Source organism: Methanobacterium sp. SMA-27, assembly GCF_000744455.1.
In the GTDB taxonomy this organism is placed as follows: domain Archaea; phylum Methanobacteriota; class Methanobacteria; order Methanobacteriales; family Methanobacteriaceae; genus Methanobacterium_B.
On record NZ_JQLY01000001.1, the window covers coordinates 713,767 to 736,413 of the forward strand.

Sequence of the window (22,647 nt, forward strand, 5' to 3'; positions counted from 1 at the left end):
GTTCATGGTCAACATAATAAGATAAGAAATTAATTATTTTTTCTATGAGGTGTAAATATGGATTTCAAAGAACAATCAAAACTTTTTAAACAAACTTTTGGATTGAAATATGAACCATTGGCAATATCATTTACCAATGATGAAGTAACAAGTGGTAAATATGAAAAAACATCCATCTGCAGAGCTTTAAAACTTGCAGCAAAGGGAGAAAGTTTTTTAATCGATGAAAATGTTTCAACATGTCCCGGTGGAAGCAAGTACTGTGGATTCACCGAGGTAACTTCCCATGACCAGAAAAGGAGACTGCAAAAATTCTTAACCAAGGGAGAGAAACTCACAGGATCCATAGTATCATTTGAGAGAATGCAGAAACTCACAACAGAACCGCCCACAGGACTTGCAGATAGGATTGTAATGACTCCATTAGATAAAGCTGAAATGAGGCCGGATATGATACTTTTCCAATGTAACCCTGAACAAGCATGTCGACTCATATCATTAGACACATACTGGGATGGAGTATCACCAAAACAACAATTGATCGGTGCATTATGCAATACAGCAATCTCATACACCATCATGACAGGAAATACCAATGTATCCATGGGAGATTGGACAGCAAGAAACCACCAAAAATTCGATACAGACATTACCTTTGTATCAATACCATACGAACGGATAAACAACTTAATAGAAGCCATACCTCTATGCTCAGCTGGAGAAGCAGCAGCAGTCATCCCAGAAGAATTCCAACCAGATTGAAACATAATAGTTTAAAAGGCAGTAACTAATACAAAACTAGAACAAACTTCTAAATCTCTAAAAAAACCATTGAATGTGAAACATAATGAATTCCAAAAAAAAGAATTTAAGGTCAACAACAGGAAGAGTTGTGGATTCAAACACAATTAAAACCATTGAAGCAATGGAATCATTCAAACCAGATGATGTAGTTGTGATTATCCATGCAGATGATTACAAGGAATCATTTGAAAAGATGATGCAGAGAATTAATGAAATGGATGAAACAGTGAACGAACACAGCACCTACCTCAATGAAAATATCAAACCTGCAAATAAAGGATTTTTAGGAAGATTTAGAAAACCCAAAGACAAATAGGGGTTGTAAAATAGCTTGTATTGAATTATTTTTTTTAAATTTTTTTGTCGGACTAATGTATAATAAAATGTTAATTTAAGTGATATAAATCCTCTTTTAAAAAAATATAAATATAAGATCTTCAAATTGAATACTACAAGATGCATATAAATATGTATCGATATATATACAATAAAATAAAAAATTAAGGTGTTTGAAATAATTTGAAAGTACAGGAGAGAATATATAATGAGAAAAATTAAAAAATGTCCAAAATGTGGATATAATGGACTAATGGGTTGTGTTAATTCAATGCTACCAAGTGGAGAAATATGCAACTGTCCTAAATGTGACAATCGGTTTGGAAAAGGAAAAAATAATATACCCAACTATAGCAACAATTTGACAATCTAGAACAGTACTACCATTACTTTTTATTTCTATTGTCAAAATAAGAATTTAATGGCCTCAGAAGAAGTAAGCCTAATCTTAAGACGTTTCAATTTTTCCCTACTAAAACTAAAAATGGAAAACTGCACAAAAAACTCTAAAAAATTCAATATACAATAATTACTTCTCGATAACTAAAAAAAAGAAATAAAAAAAAATTAATTTATTAACTAATTTTTCTATTTTTAATGCATCTATTATTTTACTTACCAACCTTTTTTGAATCCTTGAATTCTTCAACTTCTTCAGGATCTTCCATTCCATGAATATAGGTTCCTCCACGAAGCCATGATAACAAAGCTGCCACAGCACAGAAAGCCGCACCAATATAAAATGACAGTTTAAGTGCCGGCATAAATGCAGTTGCAAAGGTCGATGGGAACCACGTTGTTCCTGTAATAGTGGTCTTAGTTGCAGCTGGTATTGAAGCCACAACTGATGGTGGAAGATTTGCCAATATGCTTTCAACTGGGTTGTAACCAAGGAAAGCTGAAAACAGAGCACCTGTAGGTGGTATATTACTCAGGACTGGTGCAAGTTTAACAGCTCCAATTGAAACCAGAGAAGCTGTCATTGCCTCAGGGAACCGTTGGGTAATTCCAACTATGAGTATGGTGAAGAACATGGCCATACTGGCTGTAAAAGCGGTGTTCATAACAGTTGTCATCATTCCAGAGGCAACACCTCTATCTTGGGCAGGTACAGAGTTCATAATAGAAGCACTGTTGGGAGATCCAAACATACCATTACCAACACCCATCATAAAGAGTGCCAATCCAAAATACACATACTGGAAGTTGTAAGGAAGATCTGCAAGCACAAGGAATGAAAGGGTGGTTATAATCATTCCAATAGTTGCAATCCATCTTGGACCATATTTATCAGAGAGCCAACCTGAAATTGGGCCCATAATTATCACACCTGCAGTGAGTGGAAGCATGTAAATTCCAGCCCAGAAAGGTGTTGAAGCATAACTGTACCCATTTAATGGCAGCCAAATACCCTGCAATAGAAGTATAAGCATGAACATCATACCGCCTCTTCCTAGGGCATTTAAAAGTGCAGCTGCATTGGCATAGGTGAACATCTTGATCTTAAAGAGATCCAAACGGAACATTGGAGATGGAACACGTCTTTCAATGAAAGGAAATATAACCAGAAACACAAGACCTGCAACCATGGATGCAATTACCCATGGATTAGCCCAGCCCATGGGATCATTTCCATAGGGCATTAAACCGTAGGTAACTCCAACAAGCAGCAATGTAATTCCTAACACAAATACTGCATTACCCCAAATATCAAGTTTGGTTTTCGGAGCCTTAATAGATGTTTCTTTAAGCTTCCATGAGGACCAAACAGTACCAAGAATACCAAATGGCACACTCACAAGGAATACAAATCTCCAATCGAATATTGCAAGTATTCCTCCCAGGATCAGCCCTATAAATTGACCTGACATCAATGCAACCATGTTTATCCCAAGAGCTTTACCCCTTTCAGTGGAAGGAAATGCATCGGTGAGTATTGCCGAACTGTTGGCCATAAATAAAGCACTTCCAACAGCCTGCACAATCCTAAATATGATAATTTCCAGTGCACCAGCATCTCCAGTAGAAGGAGTAAGATAGAGAAGTATAGATCCTACAGTAAATATTAGAAAACCCAATTTAAATAGCTTAACTCGTCCATAAATATCTGACAACCTACCAAAACTAAGGAGTAGCGTAGCTGTAACCAGACCGTATCCCATCAATATCCAAAGAAGGTACTGAAAAGATGTTAAAGGATCGATATGAATTCCATTGAAAATAGCAGGAAGCGAAATGAGAACAATACTCATATTTATCATTCCCATCAACGATGCTATAATCACATTAGAAAGGGCTATCCATTTGTAATCTATTCCCCGCCCACCTTTACCAACTGAATCATTACTTGTACCATTATTATTTCCATTCAAAGTCTCACACCTACATATAAACTTATTTTAAACCAAAGAACAATATATAAGAATTAAATTTAATTAAAGATTATTAATTATAATTATAATAAACTATTAAGATCTTAAAGTCATGGAATCACTAAAACAGGTTTCTTAGTTTCCCTAACAACCCTTTCAGTTACACTTCCCAGAGTATATCTATCTAGACCATGTTTACCTGAAGCACCCATTACAACAAGATCAAAGTTTTCAGATTCTATCATATTGAGTATTGCATTGTAAGGTCTTCCCTCTTCAATAACAGCGGTTATTTTAATGGTTTTATAACCTTCCTCAGCTTCAAGTGCTTCTAATTTTTCTTTAAACTCATAGGCATATTTTTTTCCTTCTTCCTTCAAGGGTTCGTATAATGTTTCGTTTGAACCAGGTACTATTGATAAAGGTAAAACACCAATTCTTGGACTGTAAAGTTCATAAACATATAAAACTACAATTTCGGCGTTACTGGTATTTGCTAACCATAAAGCATGTTTACCTGCCTTTTCTGCATTTAATGAACCATCTGTGGGTAATAAAATTTTTTTGTACATATATCTTGCTCCACTAATATTATTTGTTTTTGAACATAAAAAATTTAATATATCAAGATGTTTGGAGGGGAATATCTAAATTGTAAAAATATATCCCAGTAGTTTTATTTTAAAACAACATGATCTAGGAAAGATTGCCACTACCGAAACTTAGTTAATTATTGTATAGATTAAACTGGAATTTCCTCTGTTAAAACGACCAAGACCAGTTTAGATCGCAATAATATCATACTTTTCAACAAATATGAAGGAACAACCAGCACCAAAACCCAATGACATCAGACTTGGTGGTGATGCAACACAATCAAAACGCTACTTAATATAAATTAAAATTATTAATTCTAAAAAAGATTAATATTTCAAATTTTAATAAGCAAAGAATACTCCTTACATTAATTCGGTATTTTTATCTTTTATAACTTTGGTATTTTAATAAGGCTAAGGGATCTAAAAAAGAAAAAGAATAATTAAATGGTTTAAAAAAAAATTGAAAAGGTTAAATTTTTGTTTATTCACATTCTTTAATTTCTAAAGGATAAATTAACCCTTTAAATCTACTTCCAAAGATACGGCTATAAGAACTTAATATAATGTTGATAGCAGTAAAAATTAGGTAATAAAAGATATTTCCTAACGATCCCGGATTAATGGTTGGCACTAACAGCGTTAACGTGAAAAGGCTGATTATGTTTACAATTAAAGAGTATACTAATATATATGCTAAGTATTTCTTCCATCCAATTTTATTTATTAATTGAAATATTTTTTTAAAATCAAATGCAGCCATAAAACGTTTTTCATAGACCATATTCGCTAATCCTATGATAAAAACAATACTAACCAAAAATCCAACTATCATAAGTAGGATCATATTTATTGGATTTGTTAATGTGAGAGTTGTTGAAAGAGCGGTTAGATCTAATCTGTTTAAGAGTAAAAAAGCAATAATTAGGGATGGAATTCCATAAATTAAATTGATCACATAATATTTTATACCGGGCACTATTAAATCACCAGCTTTATCATAATCTGGTAGGCCGCTCTTGCCTTTCATAGTATGATCTATAATTTTTAATAAATATCCATAGCCAATCAAAGCGGGAATAAGTAAAAATGATCCCAAAAATAGAAGTAATAATACTATAAATCTTTTTAAATCGGTAAATGGATAACTAAGTGAATCTATGAATACATCTTTAAAATTCATACTTCATAACCTCCTATTAACAACAAATAATTGTTCAGTATTTAAATATTTATACTTATGTCCTATTCCTATCTAAAAAGCAAAATTAGACATTTTAATCAAATAAGAAATTATATTTGTTCCATATAATTGGTTGTTACAATGGTTTAGAAGAACCAGAACCATAAAAAAGATCCTAATTGAGTATATAGTTATTTTTAAAAAAAAATTAATTCTGAGATATGATTATTTTTTACCATAGATAATTCCAATGGTACCTACCATAAATGGTAATTTCAAAGCTTTAGGAATGAATTTAGAATCTTTGGTACTTGAAAACTCAACACTTTCAACTCCCCAGTTTCTGATTGTCTCCAATAGATCCTCAATATCACCATATATTCTCTTCTCATGGAAAAGATCTTGAAATGCGAATGTGCCACCTTTTTTTACCACTCTTAAAGCTTCTTTAATAACATCTCTCTTATCCTTAGTGTCTTGTACTTCATGAAAAACAAGATTACTGACTGCAGCATCAAAATAATTATTTTCAAAGGGCAAATCAGATGCTGTGGCTTTTTGGAAAGTTATTCTGTCCTGGACACCCTCAATTTTAGCATTTTTTTCACATACTTTTTAGTGAATACTCCCACATTCCACCCCAATAATCAATACCTGTAACATGGGCTTTAGTATATTTCTTTACAGCTTTAATACTAAGCGGAGCATTTCCACATCCTATATCAATTAATTTACCGTTACCATCCCAGTTTAAACAATCTAAAACTAGTTCATATATCTTAGACTGTAAATTCCCCCCATTTGGAGAGAATTTATTCCTTGCATAAATTAAGTACACTGTACAAATAAAGAAGAAAATCGCCCCAATTATGGATAAAAGGAATAAAAATGAGGATAATAATAAAATAACCCTGATAAATCCTGTAATGTAAATATATTTTAAAGGCACCCAATTACCATAGTCTGGTTGTTCCATATTTAATATCTCCTTATCCCATTTCATAAAATAACATTAAATTTAATATTTCATTTAATTATTTTAGGAAAGCATTATTTTTATATATTTTCAAATGCCCGAATCATTTCTTGTTTAAGTTTCTTTTGATAGATATCCTTCCGTATACTGGGTATTTTGGATATTAGAATAAGTATCATGTTTTGGACTCTTATTTTCATATCTTTTTGGGGAAAATCATACAATCCATTTTCACTGTAGTACTTGTGATCAGCCTGGAATGGAAATCTAAGCCTTCCATAGATAGCATCCCTGAATATTTTCATTCGCACCCACACCAAGGAAAGTCGAAGGTTTAACATAATTGGAACTAGCAGACCTAATAACTTGCCTTGCAAGGTTTTGTAATGCCATGTCAATGTTATTTGAATCCTCAGATTCGTCTGTTACAAAGTCCACAAGATTGGCTTCCTGCCACTGGCTGTAACCATCCATAATCTCGCGCAGATTTGAATTTTGATTCAATGGTCCTGAAATAATGAATCCCAACTGTTTATCTTTAAAAATTGGGATATGAGTGTTGAAAAATCCCCTGTCAAAGAACTCTTTCCACTTACTTGATAAGTAACGATCTTCAATGGAACCAGCAAAGATAATAGCATCAAAATCCTTTAATTTATTGTAAAAGTCAATAAAATCATCTTTACCCTCATATACACATACATTGTTATAACCACACTGTAAACATCCTAGACAACTGCCTTTAATATCGATATCATTTAAATTGAAGTACGCGACATTATCTAATGAGTTTTTAAAGGTTTTAACCATTGAATTTAAATTAGAATCATCTTTAATTGAATCTGAAATCACAACAACCTTTTTGTTATAATTATCTATTTTTTCGGGTCTTAAACTGGGTTTGTATTGGAATTCTTTTTTAGATATTGGTAAATAATTTTTAGATGTAACCACGCCAGATTTGATATCTTCAAAGAAGTTTCTTGCAAAGGTTGTTAAATTTTTTCTTTCACTTTCTTTGAACAAGTCTTCCATATCTGCAGAGTAATATCCAAGATATTTCATATCAAGGTCATCACATATAGCATTCATGTAATTATGTGCTGTATGGTCATAGAAATGTATTGAAGTTGTTAATACATTAGTATACTTATTTTTAAAAGCATATTGTACTTGCTTTTCTGTTATCATTTCTATAAATCTTTTGTATTGGGCTGCAACTAAGAAAACGTAGAGTGGAAATGCCCATAAAATTCCATCGGCACTGTCTATTTCACTTATAATTTCTTTAAAATATGCTTCGTTCCTTTCAATTTTTTTTATTCTTTCAGATATGTTTATTATTTTCAATTCATGTTCTGTAAACGTTTCCTGTATATACTTAACATACTGCATTGTTACGCTAACATTCCCCTTAGGACTTCCATTTAATACAACTATTTTCATATATTATTCTCCTTTTCATTATTTTCTATTGAATTGCCCATTAATTTAAAGGAGTGGCGTAAAAATTCTTCTTTGTTTATTCCCCTGGACTTAATTACAAATTCAGTGTTCTCTGATAATTGCAGTATGGCGGTTGTTGATTCTATCAGGTATAAAGCGGTCATGAACGTATCAATATCTGCCCTTATTGTTCCATCTTTCTTTCCTGTCTCAATTGCATTGCACATTATTGTTAAATGTTTTGTGCTGTATTCAATCAGTTTTTCAAGGTTAATACTATCTTTAACAGGACTAAAATCGGCTTTTGCTTCCAGCAAAACCTTTGTGTAGTCTGGATATTCTCTGTAGAACTTACAGTATGCTAAACCTGTTGCATAAATTTTTTTTATGCCTGTATCTTGTGATTCAACATAATTATCCATCATATTTGCTAATATAATTGTACCACGAAGCACAACAGCATAATAAAGGTCATTTTTATTTTTAAAATATCTATACAAAGCAGGTTTGGTTAATTCGAGTTTATCTGCTATAGATTCCATTGTAGTTTTTTCATATCCATTTGAAAAGAACTCATTTTCAGCAGCATCAACTATTTCATTTGTCTTTCTTTCTCTGTCCCGTTTTCTTCTTGGTGAAATTGAAATTTAGACCCCCTCCTTAAATTTTATAATAGGTTACTCATGGTAATTTAAGTTACCCTTAGTAACATGTTACCATTGGTAACTTTTCACTTATAAAGGTTTCTGAAAAATACAAAAATATTATTCTAATGTTTAATGGCCTTGAAATAATCAGGGATGTCATGAAAATTAGTGATCTAATGATAAACAAATCCAAAGAAACTACTTTGGGAACAAATACGAAATTATTAAAAAAATTTCTTAGTGACAAACTTTATTAATCCCAAATTCATAATATAATCAGAAAGTAATAATAAATATACAAAATTTATTAATTAAATTGGTGGTGATAAGAAGAGTGGAAATGGAACAAATTCATTAAAGAAGCATGACTTGAATTTGGTAGACAAACAAAAACATGGGAGAAGTGATTAAATGAAAATAATAAACAATAAAATTTTTATTTTAGTATTCCTTGTTGGAATAATTCTGGCATTATCAATGGGTAATAACAACATCTTGCAAGCAGGATATAGCACAGTACCAACCGGAACTAATGGTATACCCACAGATCTAACAGTTAACAATATTCATGGATCAACTCATCATTATGCTTTTATTAAAGCATATCTCACAGATAACCATGGCAAACCACTGTCTAATAAAATTATAGCATTTAATATTGATGATGATTCGAATATATACATTACAGTAACAAGCACAAGTGGATATGCCTTATTATATTATTATATATATCAAAGTAGTGGAACATATCCAATTAATGCAAAGTTCCAGGAGGATCAAACTTATTCTGGAAGCACAAGCACCAGTATGTTAACAATAGAATAATTATCACTCCTAAAAATAACATGATAAAACAGTTCTATTAAGCTCAGATCAATTAAATACCGATTTAAATAATTTCAAGCATCTTTTTTAGCTCATACATACACTACATTATAAAATACAGTAGTAGTTGACATATAAGGTTGTTATGTGAGTAATTTGATAATTAAAAATTATATAATAAAATTTAATTTGAGTATATTGGGGATTATAGGAATTGTGGTTTTAGTTGTTTTTGCTTCGGGCTGTACTAGTAGTTCTAATAATACATCAACGTCTAATTCTTCATCTCAAAGTCAGCCTGTTAATTCTAATCAAGCTGGTAGTGGGTCTTCTTCTAAAAATAATATTGTTCAGGTGAATTATGCTGGATCATTTACTGGTAGTATTGCTGATAGTGGGGGCAGTAGATCTGTATAGGGTAAAGGTCCACAATCATTTCAGTTAAGTCAAAATCCTGGAAGTGTGGGGTTGAGTTTTCAAAAGTCTGATAATAGTACTGGTACTTTAACTATTAGTATTCTTGATATTAACGCCAAAATTTTAACAAGTAATAGTACTTCTGCACTTTTGGAGTTGTTAGTTTAGGTTACGCATTCTAAAATTTCCTACTTTTTATTTATTTAAGAAACTTTGGGAGTTTTAATTGCCTTTCTTATTGCAGAGTTTAATTCTATATCGTCATATGGTTTGATTAAATAATTAACTGGATTGGTTTCTTTTGCCCGTTCGAATAACTTTTGATCACTATAGGCTGTTAAATATATTATGGGAATATTTTGGAAGCTTTGTATTTGTTTAACTGTTTCTATTCCGTCTATATCTCCTTTTAGTATTATGTCCATTAGTATTAAGTCGGGATTTGTTTCTTTACATTTTTTTATGGCGTATTTTCCTTTGTTTACTATCCCAACTACTTTATAGCCCATCTGTTCTAATTGTTGTTTTAAATCTGTGGCTACTATGATTTCATCTTCAACTATTAAGATCTTTGAATTTTCCGTTTTAAAAGACCCCCATTAAATAATCAATACATTTGCGTTATGAAATTTTTACATATCTCTATCTATTTTTAATGTTCCAAATATCTTTACCTAAAAAATAATATTTTTGTTTTATATCAAACGAACAGTACTATTTTTTTAATTAAAACTCTGATTTTTCTTATTTTCGATAAATATATCCATTTCTAAAGTTCAATTTACAACAAGGGAGATTATGCAATGATAAAAATTGTCGATATTAAAACAAACGAGAACTAAACATCTACACATATTTTTCTTAAATTCGAAAATAACATTGTTAACAAAGATTTATCTCTATCTAAAAGAACAATTAGACAAATTCAAATTATACAAATAACGATTACTCCACTAAACTTGAAATAAAATATGAATTACTATTATAATCCCTTTAAAATCATGCCTAAAGAACTTGATAAATCCGTTGAAATAATAATGAATAAAATAAACCTATTCAGAAACTACTACGAAACACAAAAAAATGGAAAACCAGGATAAATTTTTTTTAATGATTTTCCACTTTAGGAGTTAAAAAAAACTTAATCTTTAAACCATTTTCTTCTGTTTTGAATGTATAATGCATTGTTAAAATTGATGATAATTTATACATTAAATGTTCTCGTTGTTTTAATTCGTTAGGGATTAACCCTTCTAAAGAGTATAAATCACTTAATAAAATTTTAATTGTTTTAATGTTATTTTCATTTAAAATTAGATTATCATCTTTTAACTCAGCGAAATTATCTTCAAGAAAACTATCAATTCTTTTAAAGGCTTGAGAAATGTCATCATGTAAACCATAAATACTTGATCTCATTATAAAAAACTCCATTTAAATTAAAAAAATACTTTTTCAACTATTTAATACAAATAAAAATAACTATTGTTATATAGCTATATAAATGGAATACTAAATCACACCCATAAATACATTCATGAAATTATTGTGAAAATGGCCCGGTAAAATGATTTTACTGCATTTAGATATATTCTAATTGTATGTTCAGATTTGTCTGTTTCTGTTAAGTGTTTTTTTAAATTTAGTGATATATAAAGAATATTTACGTTTGTTTAATTTTACTGCAGTTTCTTCTTCCTTGTCTGCTTCATCATATAATTCTTTGATTGTTTTTCCTAGAAATTCGGTGTATTGTTGCAGAGCTCGGCTGTAGATATCTCTTGTTGATGTGCTTAGGTTTCTTTTTTCAAACCAGTAATCGAGTATATCTTCATCTGTTTGCATAAATTATTTCAGCTCCCAAACCCACTATATTTTATAAAAATATTAGGTCTATTCTGAGAGAGCATTTGATAAGAACGACTGTAAAAAAAGGTACACTAGTATACATTACTAATTATTAGAATATATAAAAAATTCTAAATAAAAAATTTATATTATAACCTCAATTCTAGTCCTATTAAAATAAAAAGGGAATAAATGGTGGATATTAGAAATATCCTCCATTATTTATTAATCCTAGAGCAATCCTCCAGTAGTATTTTGCTGGTGTTAAATTCGTACTTACATAAGATGTTTCTGATGGATGTCCTGAATAGAATTTGACTTCTGGGCTTGTGTTAACAATTTTTAGTCTGTTTTTAGATACTTTGGTAATTGAATATATTCCGTTCCATGAATTGGTTTTTGTCATGTAATGAAGTTTAACAATAACCCTGCCCGAAGTTGATTGATATGTTTTCCAAGAATATGAGAATATACCACCGCGTTCTTTCCAATATACTTTATTGGCTCCAGAATTTATAAGACGATATTTAGCTGTTGTTGAAACAGATTTTTTGACTGTACTTTTAACATTGCTTACAGAGTGGGTTACGGGTGTAGAAGATAAAACATTAATATCAGTATTTTTAACTAATTTTTGAGTAGAAATTGAATTAACATTAGTTGCAGCAGATGCTGAACCAACTAATAAAATTATAAGTGAAATAAAAACTATTATTAAAACCATACCATTTTTCATGACTTCTCCCTCCTATACAAGTTAATACAAATTTTGATACAAGTGCACATTCACCCTATTACACTCTAATTCATCTCTGTTCAACCAAGTATATTAAGTTATGTATTACAACCAAGAAGTAATAAAAAAGAAAAATATCCTCCTATTAACCAAAATAACCATAAATATCCAAAATCTGGAAAAATAGGGGAGAATTATCAGTAATAAAAGAAATTTAACATAAGATGCCATATTTAGCAGTTAAAAAAATCTTAGTTCTCTTGGCAAATTCCTTGAAATTTTTTAACAATTCAGTTTTTTTTGAAATGTAATAATTATTTTGTTGCATGAGAAACACCTAAAATAGAATTTATTATTATCCTTGATTAATGTTATCCCCAGGCAAAAAACTAAATAAATAGGAGGTGATTTTACCTGGGGAAACAAAATCGGGGTTTTAATATTGGGGGTTGTTGTGGTTTTAAAAACACACAACACTATCTACATACTCAATTGTTACTTAAGTGGATTTTCCCAAATCACACCCAAATCATGCACAAATTGTTTAATATTCTCTTTAATTATAAAATAACAAGTTGATATTACCTTAATTTTTATGGGGATGAATAAAATTGTAAATAAATATAAAATTAGATATAAATGTTTATTTTTAATCAAAATAGCGAAGTAATGATCAAATTTAATAACACTGAATAAAGAAAATTGTTGTTATTAAAAAAGGAGGAATAATTTTTATTCAATATGGACTCTGTGTCTTTCTTCCTTTTCTAATTTAGATACCTCGACTTTTAGAACACCATTTTCAAATTTAGCAGATGATTCCTTTGGAATAACCTTTTTAGGTAATTTTATATTTCTCTTTACTACACCAGTCCTTTTATCTGTTAAGGTAACATAAGATCCCTGTATATTCTGTTCAGTGTCGAATTTTGCTTCAATTTTAAGATATTTTCCTGATAGATCCAGGGCAATATCTTCTTTCTTAATACCAGGCAGTGCAATATTTACTATAATTTCATCATATGTCTCTATAATATCCCTGCCAGGTACAAATGTATAGTCGACAATCTTGGTTTCAACTTCACTTCTCATACCTTCCAAGGTTGCAGCAGTATCATCCATCATCTTCTGAATAAAATCTTTCATTTCCAAAACATGATCTCTTTTTTTCATTTTATTACACCCCATATCATTCTATTTTTAAGATAATATTAATTATGTAACTACAAATTTATAATAATTTCCCATATTCAAAAAGAATGCAAACGAAGTAGAATGTGTAATTACTTTTATTATCTTCTTAAGATATTAACAACGAGAATCACAGCTAGTATGGTGGCGATTATAAAGATTATAGATCCAATTGTTGAAAAACCAAGAGCCGAGATGGGAATACCCCTTCCAGACTGGAGAACTAACGATGAACCAACAATCAAAGACGAAATAATCAGTGCTATTGATATCCTGTCAACCATTTTATCGAGTTTTATTGAAAATTTATCCAGGCTTTCAAGCCTCATTTCAATTCCAATTTCACCCTTTTTAGCCTTAAGAAGTGTTTGGCTAATTGTTCTAGGCAGATCTTTACTGATATGCTGCAATTCAAAAAGGTACTGTGTTTTATAATTTAAAATATTCAATGGATTCAAACGCTTTGCCAATAACTTTTTAATTAAAGGTTTTGCAACATCTACCAAGTTGAAATTAGGATCCAGACCGAGACCAATATCATCCAACTGGTTTAAAACCTTACCCAGCAATATAAAGTCCTTTGGAAGCTGGATCTTATATTTTTCTATTAGATCTGGAGCGGAAAATTCATTGATAAATCCACCTATATTCTGAATTTCAGCACCATAAAATTCGTCTAAAAGATCGATTAAATCATACTTCAAACTCTGAATGTCAACTGTATCATCAATAATTTCCATATAGAGCAGCTGATTAATTATCCCGTTAACATCGTTGTCAAAAATATAAACAAACAATTCCATAATGGTACTAATAAAATCCATATCTAAATGGCCCATAATTCCAAAATCAATGAAACACAGAACATTCCCATCTTTAACAAGTAAATTTCCTGGATGTGGGTCTCCATGGAAGAATCCATACTTAAAGATCTGTTTGAAATAACATTCAGCTCCTAATTTGGCAAGTGTTGGGCCATCGGCCTTAACATCCGATCCCTCAATTTCAGTGATCTTAACTCCTTTGATATACTCCATAGTAAGAACCTTAATGGTGGAGTAATCTTTGTAGTTTTTAGGAACACATATATGGCTGTTATTTTCAAAGAAGGAACCGAATTTTTCCATGTTACGGGCTTCAAGTTCAAAGTCTAACTCCTTGATAAGAGCCCTTTCAAATTCATCAATAACACCGCTGATATTGTAATATCTTAGATTGGAGATTCTTCTCTCGAGTAAACCTCCAAGATACCGCATTATTATCAGATCTTTTTTTACGTGGTCTATGATGTTGGGTCTTTGAACTTTAACTGCAACCTTGGTGCCGTCATGTAATATGGCCATATGTACCTGAGCAATGGATGCAGAAGCAATGGGAACCTCGTAGAATTTTTGAAATATTTCGTCTAGAGGTCTTTCTAATTCGTTTTCAATTTCCTTTTTAATGGATTTAAAAGAGTCTGGTGGCACTTTATCCTGTAATTTAGCAAGCTCATTGGCTATGTCAACACCAACAATATCAGGACGCATGCTTAATATCTGTCCAAATTTAATGAATGTTGTTCCCAATTCTTCAAAAACAAGAAGAATCCTTTCTGGAGCCGAAGCATCTAACTCTTCTACAAAATTTTTTCTGGAACGAAAAATCCGACCGAAGGTATTTTTAAGGCCAGTTTTTTTTACAATATCAATAAATTCATACTTGGCTAAAACAGCAAAAATTTCTTCAAGTCTTTCAAAATCAGGTCTTTTATTATCGAACCGCCTGAAGTTCATTATATTATATATTGGAGTTAAATCATATAAAATTTATTAAACTTTAAATAATCCCTTTTTACATTCGAAGATGACTTTATGAACAAACTTTACAAAGAACTTTCAAACGACTGGTACAGGCTGTTAACTCCGCTGGAGGAATACAGGGAAGAAGCAGAATTTTTCCATAAAATATTTGATAGAAATTTAAAACCAGAAACCATGCTGGAATTGGGATGTGGCAGTGGACACAATGCATTTTATCTAAAGAAATGGTATGATCTAACATTAGTAGATATGTCAGAAAATATGCTCAACTTAAGCAGGGAATTAAACCCGGAATGCAGTCATATTTTAGGTGATATGCGTACAATACAATTGGATAAGAAATATGATTCCATTTTTATACACGATGCAATCATGTACATGAACAATGAAATAGATCTCAAACTTGCATTGGAAACTGCATATGTACATCTAAATCATGGTGGAGCTGCATTAATCTGTCCTGACTTTATGAAAGAAACATTTAACAGTCTCACAGAACATGGTGGAAGTGATGGACCTGAAAAAGCAGTGAGATACCTGTTATGGCAGTGGGATCCTGATGAATCAGATACACAGTACACAGCAGACTATGTATACATACTCAGAGATGCAAACGGAAAAATAAAAACAGAACATGAAAGACATATATTAGGCCTGTTTGGGCGAGATAAGTGGGTAGAACTAATTAAAGATGCTGGATTTGAATCTAAAACTTTTAAAGACCAGTTTGGAAGGGAAATCTTCTACTGTAAAAAATCTGAATAAAAAAAAGAAATTGGAAAATGATTCTACATATTTGTGTCATTATTTCCCTTTGAATCGATATTCCAAGTTTATCAAAAAAAAGAGATATAGTCATAATTCAAAATTTTTTTCATAGCTTCAATTGATTGTTTTTTCTAATCTTTTTTCTCGGGTGCTATAATCAGAAAGACATTTCCCTCAGAATCTTTAAATGCAGCTGTGTCTCCAATACCCGGTACATTCATCTTATCTGTTAACATTTTACCGCCTGATGATTCAATATTCCCAACTGCTTCATCGTATGAATCCACACTTATGGCATTTCTGACTTTTGGATACATATCCCTTGGAAGGATTGCACCATTAATACCAGGCTCATCATCTTCACCAGTTGTTACAAGCCAGTAATCCAAATCACCCCATCTTTCTATTTTCCAGCCAAAAACATCTTCATAGAATTCAATAGCCCTTGCAGGATCATCTACAGGTATCTCAAAATGTACAACCTTTGACAACACAATACCCCCCCTATGGTTTTAGAAAATACTAATCCAAAAATTTTTATCAACCAGTCACTGGTTAATGCATTCATTACCATTATTCTTATAATCTGATTTTTAAAATTAAAATTTTTACCCATAAAACCAACCATATAATATTTAATATAATATTCCAAATTCATCTAAAAACTTCCATATATCAAATTTAAAGGGATTTACAAACTGGAATTATATAAAATTCCTGTGTAATATGATAAGAATTGAAATTTAATGTTTAGTTATTTGATAAATAATTCTAAAGATAGTTAATTCATAATAATAATTTATTTAAATATTTAATGCTAAATATAACTCTCAAAGAAGAGATTCCCACCAAATAAATGTCATACACAAATAAAAATTACACCAAGATATATGAATCGGAGGATAAGTAATTGTTTGAAAAATTTCGAAATAATCGAAGATTAACCATATTAATTATCTGTCTTGCCTCTTTCATGGGCTTTTTTGATATTTCAATAGTGAATGTCTCACTTCCAACCATGGCAACATATTTCAATGTTGATATCAGTCTTGTTACATGGGTTGTGCTGATCTATGTTCTGGCACTTGCCAGTTTTCTAATAGCCTTTGGAAGCCTGGCTGAAAGAGTGGGATTTAAGAAAATATTTTTAACAGGATTTTTAATATTCGTGATAGGATCATTTTTAAGCGGACTTTCAACCAATTTTAACGAACTAATATTCTTCAGGTTTATCCAGGCCACAGGTGCCGCCATGTTCAGTGCATTAACCGCAGCAATGGTTGCCAATTATCTTCCATCTAACAACCGAGGTCTTTACATGGGATATGTTGCAACATTCGCCTCGCTTGGATTTGCATTTGGACCGGTAATTGGTGGTTTCATAACGGAATATATTAATTTTCACTGGATATTCTTTATAAACGTACCTGTAGGGATAATTGGGATAATTCTGGGTATGGGAGTGCTTGAGGAATTGAAGAATCCAGATATAAAAGATCCATTCGATTATTTGGGTGTGATTTTATTATTCATTGCACAGGCAGCTCTAATATTTGCTCTTAACCGTGGACTTGCACTGGGCTGGACATCGGTATTGATCCTTGGAAGTATTGTAGCATCTGTGATATGCTGGATACTGTTCATATGGAGAGAATCTAAATATATAAGCCCCTTACTCAACCTCAACCTTCTTCGAAATCGGAATATAAGCCTACCCACAGCCAGTAATTTCTTTTTCAACATGCCCAATGCAGGAGTGCTTGTTTTATTCCCATTCTATTTAGAATTGGTTAAAGGATTCCAAGTAAGTCAGGTTGGTATAATCTTGGCAATATTACCCCTTGCAGTTCTTATAATAGGACCTATAGCTGGAAAATTATCTGACAGGATACAACCAAATAGAATATCTGCATTAGGTGCCCTAATAGGAGTTATATCCCTTTTATTACTATCAACACTGAATGTTTCAACAAGCCTTCCCTACATAGCAGTTACACTTTTCATACTGGGAGCATCTGTTGCACTTTACAACCCACCCAACATGAAATTCATAATGGGAGAAAGCCCCAAGGAAATGCGTGGGGTAACTTCTGGTATTGTAACAACAGCAAGAATGACAGCCAATGCATTTGGAGTGGCCATACTTCAAACTGCAGCTGTGGTTGGAATCTATCTCTATGCTGGGGGAGTAATCAACAAAATCAACATACCTCCTGACCAGATTGTAAACGGTTTCCATGTTGCATACCTTGTAGGGGCAGGGATTATAGTTATTTCATTAATATTGATACTTCTAGTTAAGAAAGACAATAAAATAGTTACAAAATAAGAGATAAAACATATAAATATGAAATTTATTGATTGGTTTCATAGGGTGAAATAAAAATGGATAGACACTATAAAATAATATTTGAAGCTATATTATCAATTTTAATACTGCTGGAACTTTTATTTCTGATCCTGATATCCATAGGATTTGTAGCAGGCATAACAAGTACTTCTGTATACACTTTTGGTATCTGGGATGTTGCAATTGGAATTTTAATCATCTTTGATCTGGTGTTTTTCAGGATAATCAAAGGGGATCAGGGAAAGGGAAACTTCCTTAGAAATAACTGGGCATTCATCATAGCAGGAATTCCATTGTATTTCATAAGCTTCAATTTGTTACAGTTATTTGACATTAACATAATCATTGGACTGATAGGGATAATAAGGATTTTTGCACTGATAAAAGTCCTTCAAACAACATCAAGGGGAGTTCGAAGATATCCCCAAAAAACAAAATTGGACTATGCAACAGTTATACTCTTTTTAATCTTGATACTGGGCTCCTACATATTTTACTTAGTTGAAAAAGGAGTGAACCCTACTGTCACAAGTTATGACTCTGCAATATGGTATTCAATTGTTTCCATGACCACCACAGGCTATGGGGACATAGTTCCAGTAACAGCAATAGGCCACATAATTGGGGTTATAGTAATATTAACTGGAATGTCATATGTGAGTCTTGTTACAGCCACACTTGCATATTCATTCATAGATCTCTTTAGAAAGGAAAGCAGAAAGGCCATTGAAAAAGTTGGAAAGAATACCGAGGGATTCAAAACAAGATTCGACAACTACGAAGAAAAACTCGACAAGATCCTGGAGAGAATGGATGAAATCGAGAAAAAAATTGATGAAAACAAAAAATAAATACTCACCCGAAATTTTGATCAACTCAATATTTCCCAAATAATTTTTCTTTCCTTAATTGCAAAACCTATAAGTCCACCAATTACTCCCATTACAAAATAAAATAGAAAACCTGCAAATATCGCGCTAATCAAGAGTTCTACATGTGATACATTGTAAATTTGAGTATTCAAAGTTGTGGTGTTTCCATTAATAGCCAAAATTCCAGTAGAATATACGAGTCCGGCTAAACCTACAGGAATTCCTCCATTAACAATGCCATCGGTATAATTCCCACCAACCAAATAACCTGCAATTAACCCGCCAGCTATTGGTCCAAAAAAACTAACACCATTCGGTAGGTATGTTCCAGTAAGCATTACAATGATTAATGTAACCACAAATACAATGCCCATTACCATCCAGTTTAAGTTCATTTCAACACCAGAATATTTTATTTAAAAAATAAAAATATATTAAGGTCCTTTGAATTTAAGTATAGTTTTACTATTAAGTTGTTTCAAGTGATGCTTATTTTGGAGTGCAAAACCTGTTAAGGTAAATATTGGTTCGAGATAAAAACGTACTAAAATCTTTTTTTATACACCAACTCTTTAAAAATAATTTTAAATTTTGTTCCTTTAATAGTATCAAGTGTGATTTCACCGTCTATTTGGTCAACCAGATTATTAACAAGCTGAAGACCTAGAGAATCTGTATTTTTAAAATCTAAGTCTTCAGGAAATCCTATTCCATTGTCAATGACTTTTAACTCGTATTTCTTGGAACATTTTTTAAGTGATACCTTTAATTTGCCAGTTTTTCCTTTTGGAAATGCATATTTTAGGCTGTTAGATACTAATTCACTTATTATAAGGCCGCATGGTACTCCAGTTTCAATATTTAGTCTAACATCGTCCACTTCTATTACTGGTTTAATATGATCTTCTTGTATGTTATATGAATAAAATAAATCTGTAACCAATCTTAAGATGTAATCATCAAACTTAATATTAATAAAATCATTGGATTGGTACAGTTTTTCATGTATCATTCCCATGGTTTTAACCCGGTTTTGGCTCTCCCTTAAAACATCCAAAGCAATTTCATCGTCTATATAATTAGTTTGTAAGTTAAGCAAACTTGAAATTATCTGCATGTTATTTTTTACACGGTGATGAATTTCTTTAAGTAGTATATCCTTTTCTTTGAGTGAAAATTTGATCTTATCTTCGGATAGTTTGCGCTCAGTGATATCAATGGAAATAACTAAGAAATGAGATGGTTTATCACCTTTAAAAATAGTAGTTAATACTGTCTCGAGTCTACGGATATTACCATTTTTATCAAATATTTTAGATTCATAATGCTCAGATATAGATTCTTGTTTTAGTAATTTTGAAAACATTTCACGATTAATTTCCATCTCTTCTTTAGGAAAAATAGTTACTTGTTCAAAGTTTTTCCCTACAATTTCATCCTTTGATATGCCAATAATATTGAGAGCTGCTGTATTAATATCTAAAATAATACCATCTAAACTTATGAGAATAGTATAATTAGGTTCTGATTCAAACAGAGTCCTGTATATCTCTTCACTCTCACGCAATGCATCTTCTATTTTTTTACGACCACTTATATCCTCAAATATTGTGACAAAGGTTCCTTTTCCTGGTGAAAATACTGATATGCTAAAATGTTTATCCATAGGTTCAAAGTAGGTTTCAAAATGGTTTGATTTACCAGTTTTCGCCATTTCAAAGTAAATTTCTAGATAAGGAGCTTTTCCCACACCATACACTTCAGATGCTTTTTTTCCCAAAACATCTTCTCTTTTAATTCTTAGAATTTCTTCATATGACTTATTAACATCAACTATTTCATAGTCAACAGGTGTATCATACTTATCATAAATAACTCTGTGAATTGCTACTCCTTCATTCATTGAAGAGTAAAGTGTTCTGTATCGTTTCTCACTTTGTATAAGGTTTTCTTCAACTTTTTTCCTTTCGCTGATGTCTCTGGAAATTGCCAGTGCAACTGTTTTACCTTTCATTTTGAATAGATGGTTGTTGACTTCCACATCTATTCTTTTTCCTTCCTTAGTTAAATGGGTAATTTCAAATTGAGCATCACCATATTTTTGAAATTTTGTAGCATTAATAATCATTTCTGAATGATTATCAGGAGCAACAATGTCTTTAGGGGTCATATTTAAAAATTCATCCCTACTGTATCCCAATCTTTCAATTCCAACTTGATTCACTTCAATAAACTTTCCAGGTAAAATATTTTCATTGAATTCATTTAATGTAATCATGTCGTTGGCATTTTCAAATACTTCTCTGAATTTATTTTCACTGTCCAATAATAGTTCTTCTGCTTTTTTACGCTTACTAATATCTCTTATTATTGCCCATTGACCAGTTAGTTGTCCTTTTTCATCTTGAATTAGATATGTTCTTAATTCAACTGGGAAGATGGTACCGTCTTTTCTACGATATTCCTTTTCATAAATATCTGAGAACCCTCTAATGAATACTTGATTCTTCAGAATTTCTGCCTCATAATCATGCCATTTTGTTGGTGTTATATCTTTATAGGTCATTTTAAGCAGTTTATCTGAATCATATCCTAGCATTTGCCTAAAAATTTCGTTGAATTCTATAATATTCCCTTCAATATCTACACTTGCAAATGCATCCATCATGCTTTCGTACAACTTACGATATTTAAATTCTGAAGATCTAATTCCATCTCCAACTTTTTTATGCTCGGTTATATCCCTAGTTACAGTTACAATAGATTCAACATTACCATTATGATTAAATTCTGGATATACGCGAGCTTCAGCATAAATCAGCCCATTAGGTCCGGGAATAGAAAAGTTGACATCAAAGGATTTTTTGGTATGTATGGCATTGAGAAGATTTTTATCAAAAAATTTTGCCTTATCCTGTGGAAATCCTGCTTCTAAATGTGTTTTTCCAATAAAATCTTCTGATTTGATACCTGTAAATTCTTCAATATTGGGGCTCACATATTGATAGCGGAGATTCAAGTCATAACGAACAAAAACATCTTCCACATTTTCAACTAGACTCCTGAACCTACCCTCACTCTCTTTTAATTCGTTTTCCACTTGATTTTTGTAAATTGTTAGTTCAATAGCACATTTTAGTTCAATTGGATCGTGCGGGTTATTTACATATCCATGAGGTTTTTTATTTTTTATATTTTGTGTTTTAGATTCTTCAAAAGGAGCATTTAAATAAATAATGGGTATATTCAATTTTTTAATCGTAGAAGCAAGTTTATTTGCAGTATTATCTCCATTCTGGACAGTGTCCAACAAAATAAGATTGGGTATAATGTTGAAGAATTCATCTATTACTTCTTCATGTGATTTAATGATAGAAACTTCGTAATCTAATGATTCCAGTATATGTTTAATATCCAATGCCTCAATTTTGTCATCTTCTATTAGGAGAATTTTAATATCTGCCATCATTATCAACCA

25 protein-coding genes are annotated in these 22,647 nt (G+C 31.4%); 8 read left to right on the forward strand and 17 right to left on the reverse strand.

The annotated features are described in order from the left end of the window. Positions 1-57: 57 nt before the first annotated feature. The 3 genes from DL91_RS03700 (at position 58) to DL91_RS13395 (ending at position 1,513) form a co-directional block, all read left to right on the forward strand. On the forward strand, positions 58-762 hold the full coding sequence (locus DL91_RS03700) for a DUF169 domain-containing protein (RefSeq protein ID WP_048190298.1): 705 nt from the start codon (positions 58-60) through the stop codon (positions 760-762). Between the two features lie 85 nt (positions 763-847). Next, positions 848-1,120: a hypothetical protein gene (locus tag DL91_RS03705; protein ID WP_048190299.1), complete on the forward strand. Its 273-nt coding sequence runs from the start codon at positions 848-850 to the stop codon at positions 1,118-1,120. A 228-nt stretch (positions 1,121-1,348) separates the two neighbouring features. Further along, on the forward strand, positions 1,349-1,513 hold the full coding sequence (locus tag DL91_RS13395; RefSeq protein ID WP_156095940.1) for a hypothetical protein: 165 nt from the start codon (positions 1,349-1,351) through the stop codon (positions 1,511-1,513). Between the two features lie 238 nt (positions 1,514-1,751). Here the strand turns inward: DL91_RS13395 and DL91_RS03710 are convergent, their stop codons facing one another. The 8 genes from DL91_RS03710 to DL91_RS12725 all read right to left on the reverse strand — a co-directional run bounded on the left by DL91_RS03710 (position 1,752) and on the right by DL91_RS12725 (position 8,360). Further along, positions 1,752-3,512 (reverse strand): MFS transporter, encoded by a 1,761-nt coding sequence (locus DL91_RS03710; RefSeq protein ID WP_255343917.1) that lies wholly within the window; start codon positions 3,510-3,512, stop codon positions 1,752-1,754. Positions 3,513-3,622: 110 nt separating this feature from the next. Then, on the reverse strand, positions 3,623-4,084 hold the full coding sequence (locus DL91_RS03715; RefSeq protein WP_048190300.1) for a universal stress protein: 462 nt from the start codon (positions 4,082-4,084) through the stop codon (positions 3,623-3,625). Between the two features lie 508 nt (positions 4,085-4,592). Continuing rightward, positions 4,593-5,291, reverse strand: a complete 699-nt coding sequence (locus DL91_RS03720; protein ID WP_048190301.1) for a DUF4013 domain-containing protein — start codon at positions 5,289-5,291, stop codon at positions 4,593-4,595. Between the two features lie 225 nt (positions 5,292-5,516). Further along, a complete protein-coding gene (locus DL91_RS13400) occupies positions 5,517-5,882 on the reverse strand; it encodes a class I SAM-dependent methyltransferase (RefSeq protein WP_156095942.1) in 366 nt (121 codons plus the stop codon). A gap of 13 nt (positions 5,883-5,895) precedes the next feature. Continuing rightward, complete coding sequence (locus DL91_RS13405) at positions 5,896-6,267, reverse strand: hypothetical protein (RefSeq protein WP_156095944.1); 372 nt, start codon at positions 6,265-6,267, stop codon at positions 5,896-5,898. 80 nt (positions 6,268-6,347) lie between these two features. Continuing rightward, positions 6,348-6,572: a hypothetical protein gene (locus DL91_RS12720; RefSeq protein WP_052374100.1), complete on the reverse strand. Its 225-nt coding sequence runs from the start codon at positions 6,570-6,572 to the stop codon at positions 6,348-6,350. Beyond that, a complete protein-coding gene (locus DL91_RS03730; RefSeq protein ID WP_052374102.1) occupies positions 6,535-7,713 on the reverse strand; it encodes a flavodoxin family protein in 1,179 nt (392 codons plus the stop codon). Before DL91_RS03730 ends, DL91_RS12720 begins: the two co-directional genes overlap by 38 nt. Beyond that, the gene (locus DL91_RS12725) at positions 7,710-8,360 is read right to left on the reverse strand and encodes a TetR/AcrR family transcriptional regulator (protein WP_081882590.1); all 651 of its coding nucleotides are present in this window, start codon (positions 8,358-8,360) and stop codon (positions 7,710-7,712) included. Before DL91_RS12725 ends, DL91_RS03730 begins: the two co-directional genes overlap by 4 nt. Positions 8,361-8,771: 411 nt before the next feature. Between DL91_RS12725 and DL91_RS03740 the strand changes: the two genes are divergently transcribed. Both DL91_RS03740 and DL91_RS03745 read left to right on the forward strand, forming a co-directional pair. Next, entirely contained in the window at positions 8,772-9,185 is a 414-nt protein-coding gene (locus tag DL91_RS03740; RefSeq protein ID WP_048190302.1) for a hypothetical protein, read from the forward strand. A gap of 198 nt (positions 9,186-9,383) precedes the next feature. Further along, positions 9,384-9,602 carry a hypothetical protein gene (locus DL91_RS03745; protein ID WP_231551378.1) on the forward strand — a complete coding sequence of 73 codons (219 nt, stop codon included), beginning with the start codon at positions 9,384-9,386 and terminating at the stop codon, positions 9,600-9,602. A 203-nt stretch (positions 9,603-9,805) separates the two neighbouring features. Here the strand turns inward: DL91_RS03745 and DL91_RS03750 are convergent, their stop codons facing one another. The 6 genes from DL91_RS03750 to DL91_RS03775 form a co-directional block, all read right to left on the reverse strand. Continuing rightward, a complete protein-coding gene (locus DL91_RS03750; RefSeq protein ID WP_048190304.1) occupies positions 9,806-10,171 on the reverse strand; it encodes a response regulator in 366 nt (121 codons plus the stop codon). Positions 10,172-10,709: 538 nt separating this feature from the next. After that, positions 10,710-11,021: a hypothetical protein gene (locus DL91_RS03755; protein ID WP_048190305.1), complete on the reverse strand. Its 312-nt coding sequence runs from the start codon at positions 11,019-11,021 to the stop codon at positions 10,710-10,712. 186 nt (positions 11,022-11,207) lie between these two features. Beyond that, a complete protein-coding gene (locus DL91_RS03760) occupies positions 11,208-11,447 on the reverse strand; it encodes a hypothetical protein (RefSeq protein WP_048190306.1) in 240 nt (79 codons plus the stop codon). Positions 11,448-11,652: 205 nt separating this feature from the next. Continuing rightward, the gene (locus DL91_RS03765) at positions 11,653-12,186 is read right to left on the reverse strand and encodes a hypothetical protein (protein WP_048190307.1); all 534 of its coding nucleotides are present in this window, start codon (positions 12,184-12,186) and stop codon (positions 11,653-11,655) included. Positions 12,187-12,918: 732 nt separating this feature from the next. Continuing rightward, positions 12,919-13,359, reverse strand: coding sequence for an Hsp20/alpha crystallin family protein (locus DL91_RS03770; RefSeq protein WP_048190308.1), 441 nt, complete (start codon positions 13,357-13,359; stop codon positions 12,919-12,921). Between the two features lie 119 nt (positions 13,360-13,478). Further along, on the reverse strand, positions 13,479-15,152 hold the full coding sequence (locus DL91_RS03775) for an AarF/ABC1/UbiB kinase family protein (RefSeq protein WP_048190309.1): 1,674 nt from the start codon (positions 15,150-15,152) through the stop codon (positions 13,479-13,481). 78 nt (positions 15,153-15,230) lie between these two features. On the opposite strand from DL91_RS03775, the gene DL91_RS03780 reads away from it, so the two are divergent. Further along, entirely contained in the window at positions 15,231-15,944 is a 714-nt protein-coding gene (locus tag DL91_RS03780) for a trans-aconitate 2-methyltransferase (protein ID WP_048190310.1), read from the forward strand. Positions 15,945-16,078: 134 nt separating this feature from the next. Here the strand turns inward: DL91_RS03780 and DL91_RS03785 are convergent, their stop codons facing one another. Beyond that, the gene (locus DL91_RS03785; RefSeq protein ID WP_048190311.1) at positions 16,079-16,441 is read right to left on the reverse strand and encodes a VOC family protein; all 363 of its coding nucleotides are present in this window, start codon (positions 16,439-16,441) and stop codon (positions 16,079-16,081) included. A gap of 416 nt (positions 16,442-16,857) precedes the next feature. On the opposite strand from DL91_RS03785, the gene DL91_RS03790 reads away from it, so the two are divergent. Both DL91_RS03790 and DL91_RS03795 read left to right on the forward strand, forming a co-directional pair. Further along, entirely contained in the window at positions 16,858-18,276 is a 1,419-nt protein-coding gene (locus DL91_RS03790) for an MFS transporter (RefSeq protein WP_048190312.1), read from the forward strand. Positions 18,277-18,332: 56 nt separating this feature from the next. Next, entirely contained in the window at positions 18,333-19,148 is an 816-nt protein-coding gene (locus DL91_RS03795) for an ion channel (protein ID WP_048190313.1), read from the forward strand. A gap of 20 nt (positions 19,149-19,168) precedes the next feature. On the opposite strand, the gene DL91_RS03800 is transcribed toward DL91_RS03795, so the two are convergent. Further along, the gene (locus DL91_RS03800) at positions 19,169-19,564 is read right to left on the reverse strand and encodes a DUF5518 domain-containing protein (RefSeq protein ID WP_048190314.1); all 396 of its coding nucleotides are present in this window, start codon (positions 19,562-19,564) and stop codon (positions 19,169-19,171) included. A gap of 149 nt (positions 19,565-19,713) precedes the next feature. Further along, positions 19,714-22,635: a PAS domain S-box protein gene (locus DL91_RS12730; protein ID WP_052374109.1), complete on the reverse strand. Its 2,922-nt coding sequence runs from the start codon at positions 22,633-22,635 to the stop codon at positions 19,714-19,716. Positions 22,636-22,647 lie beyond the last annotated feature (12 nt).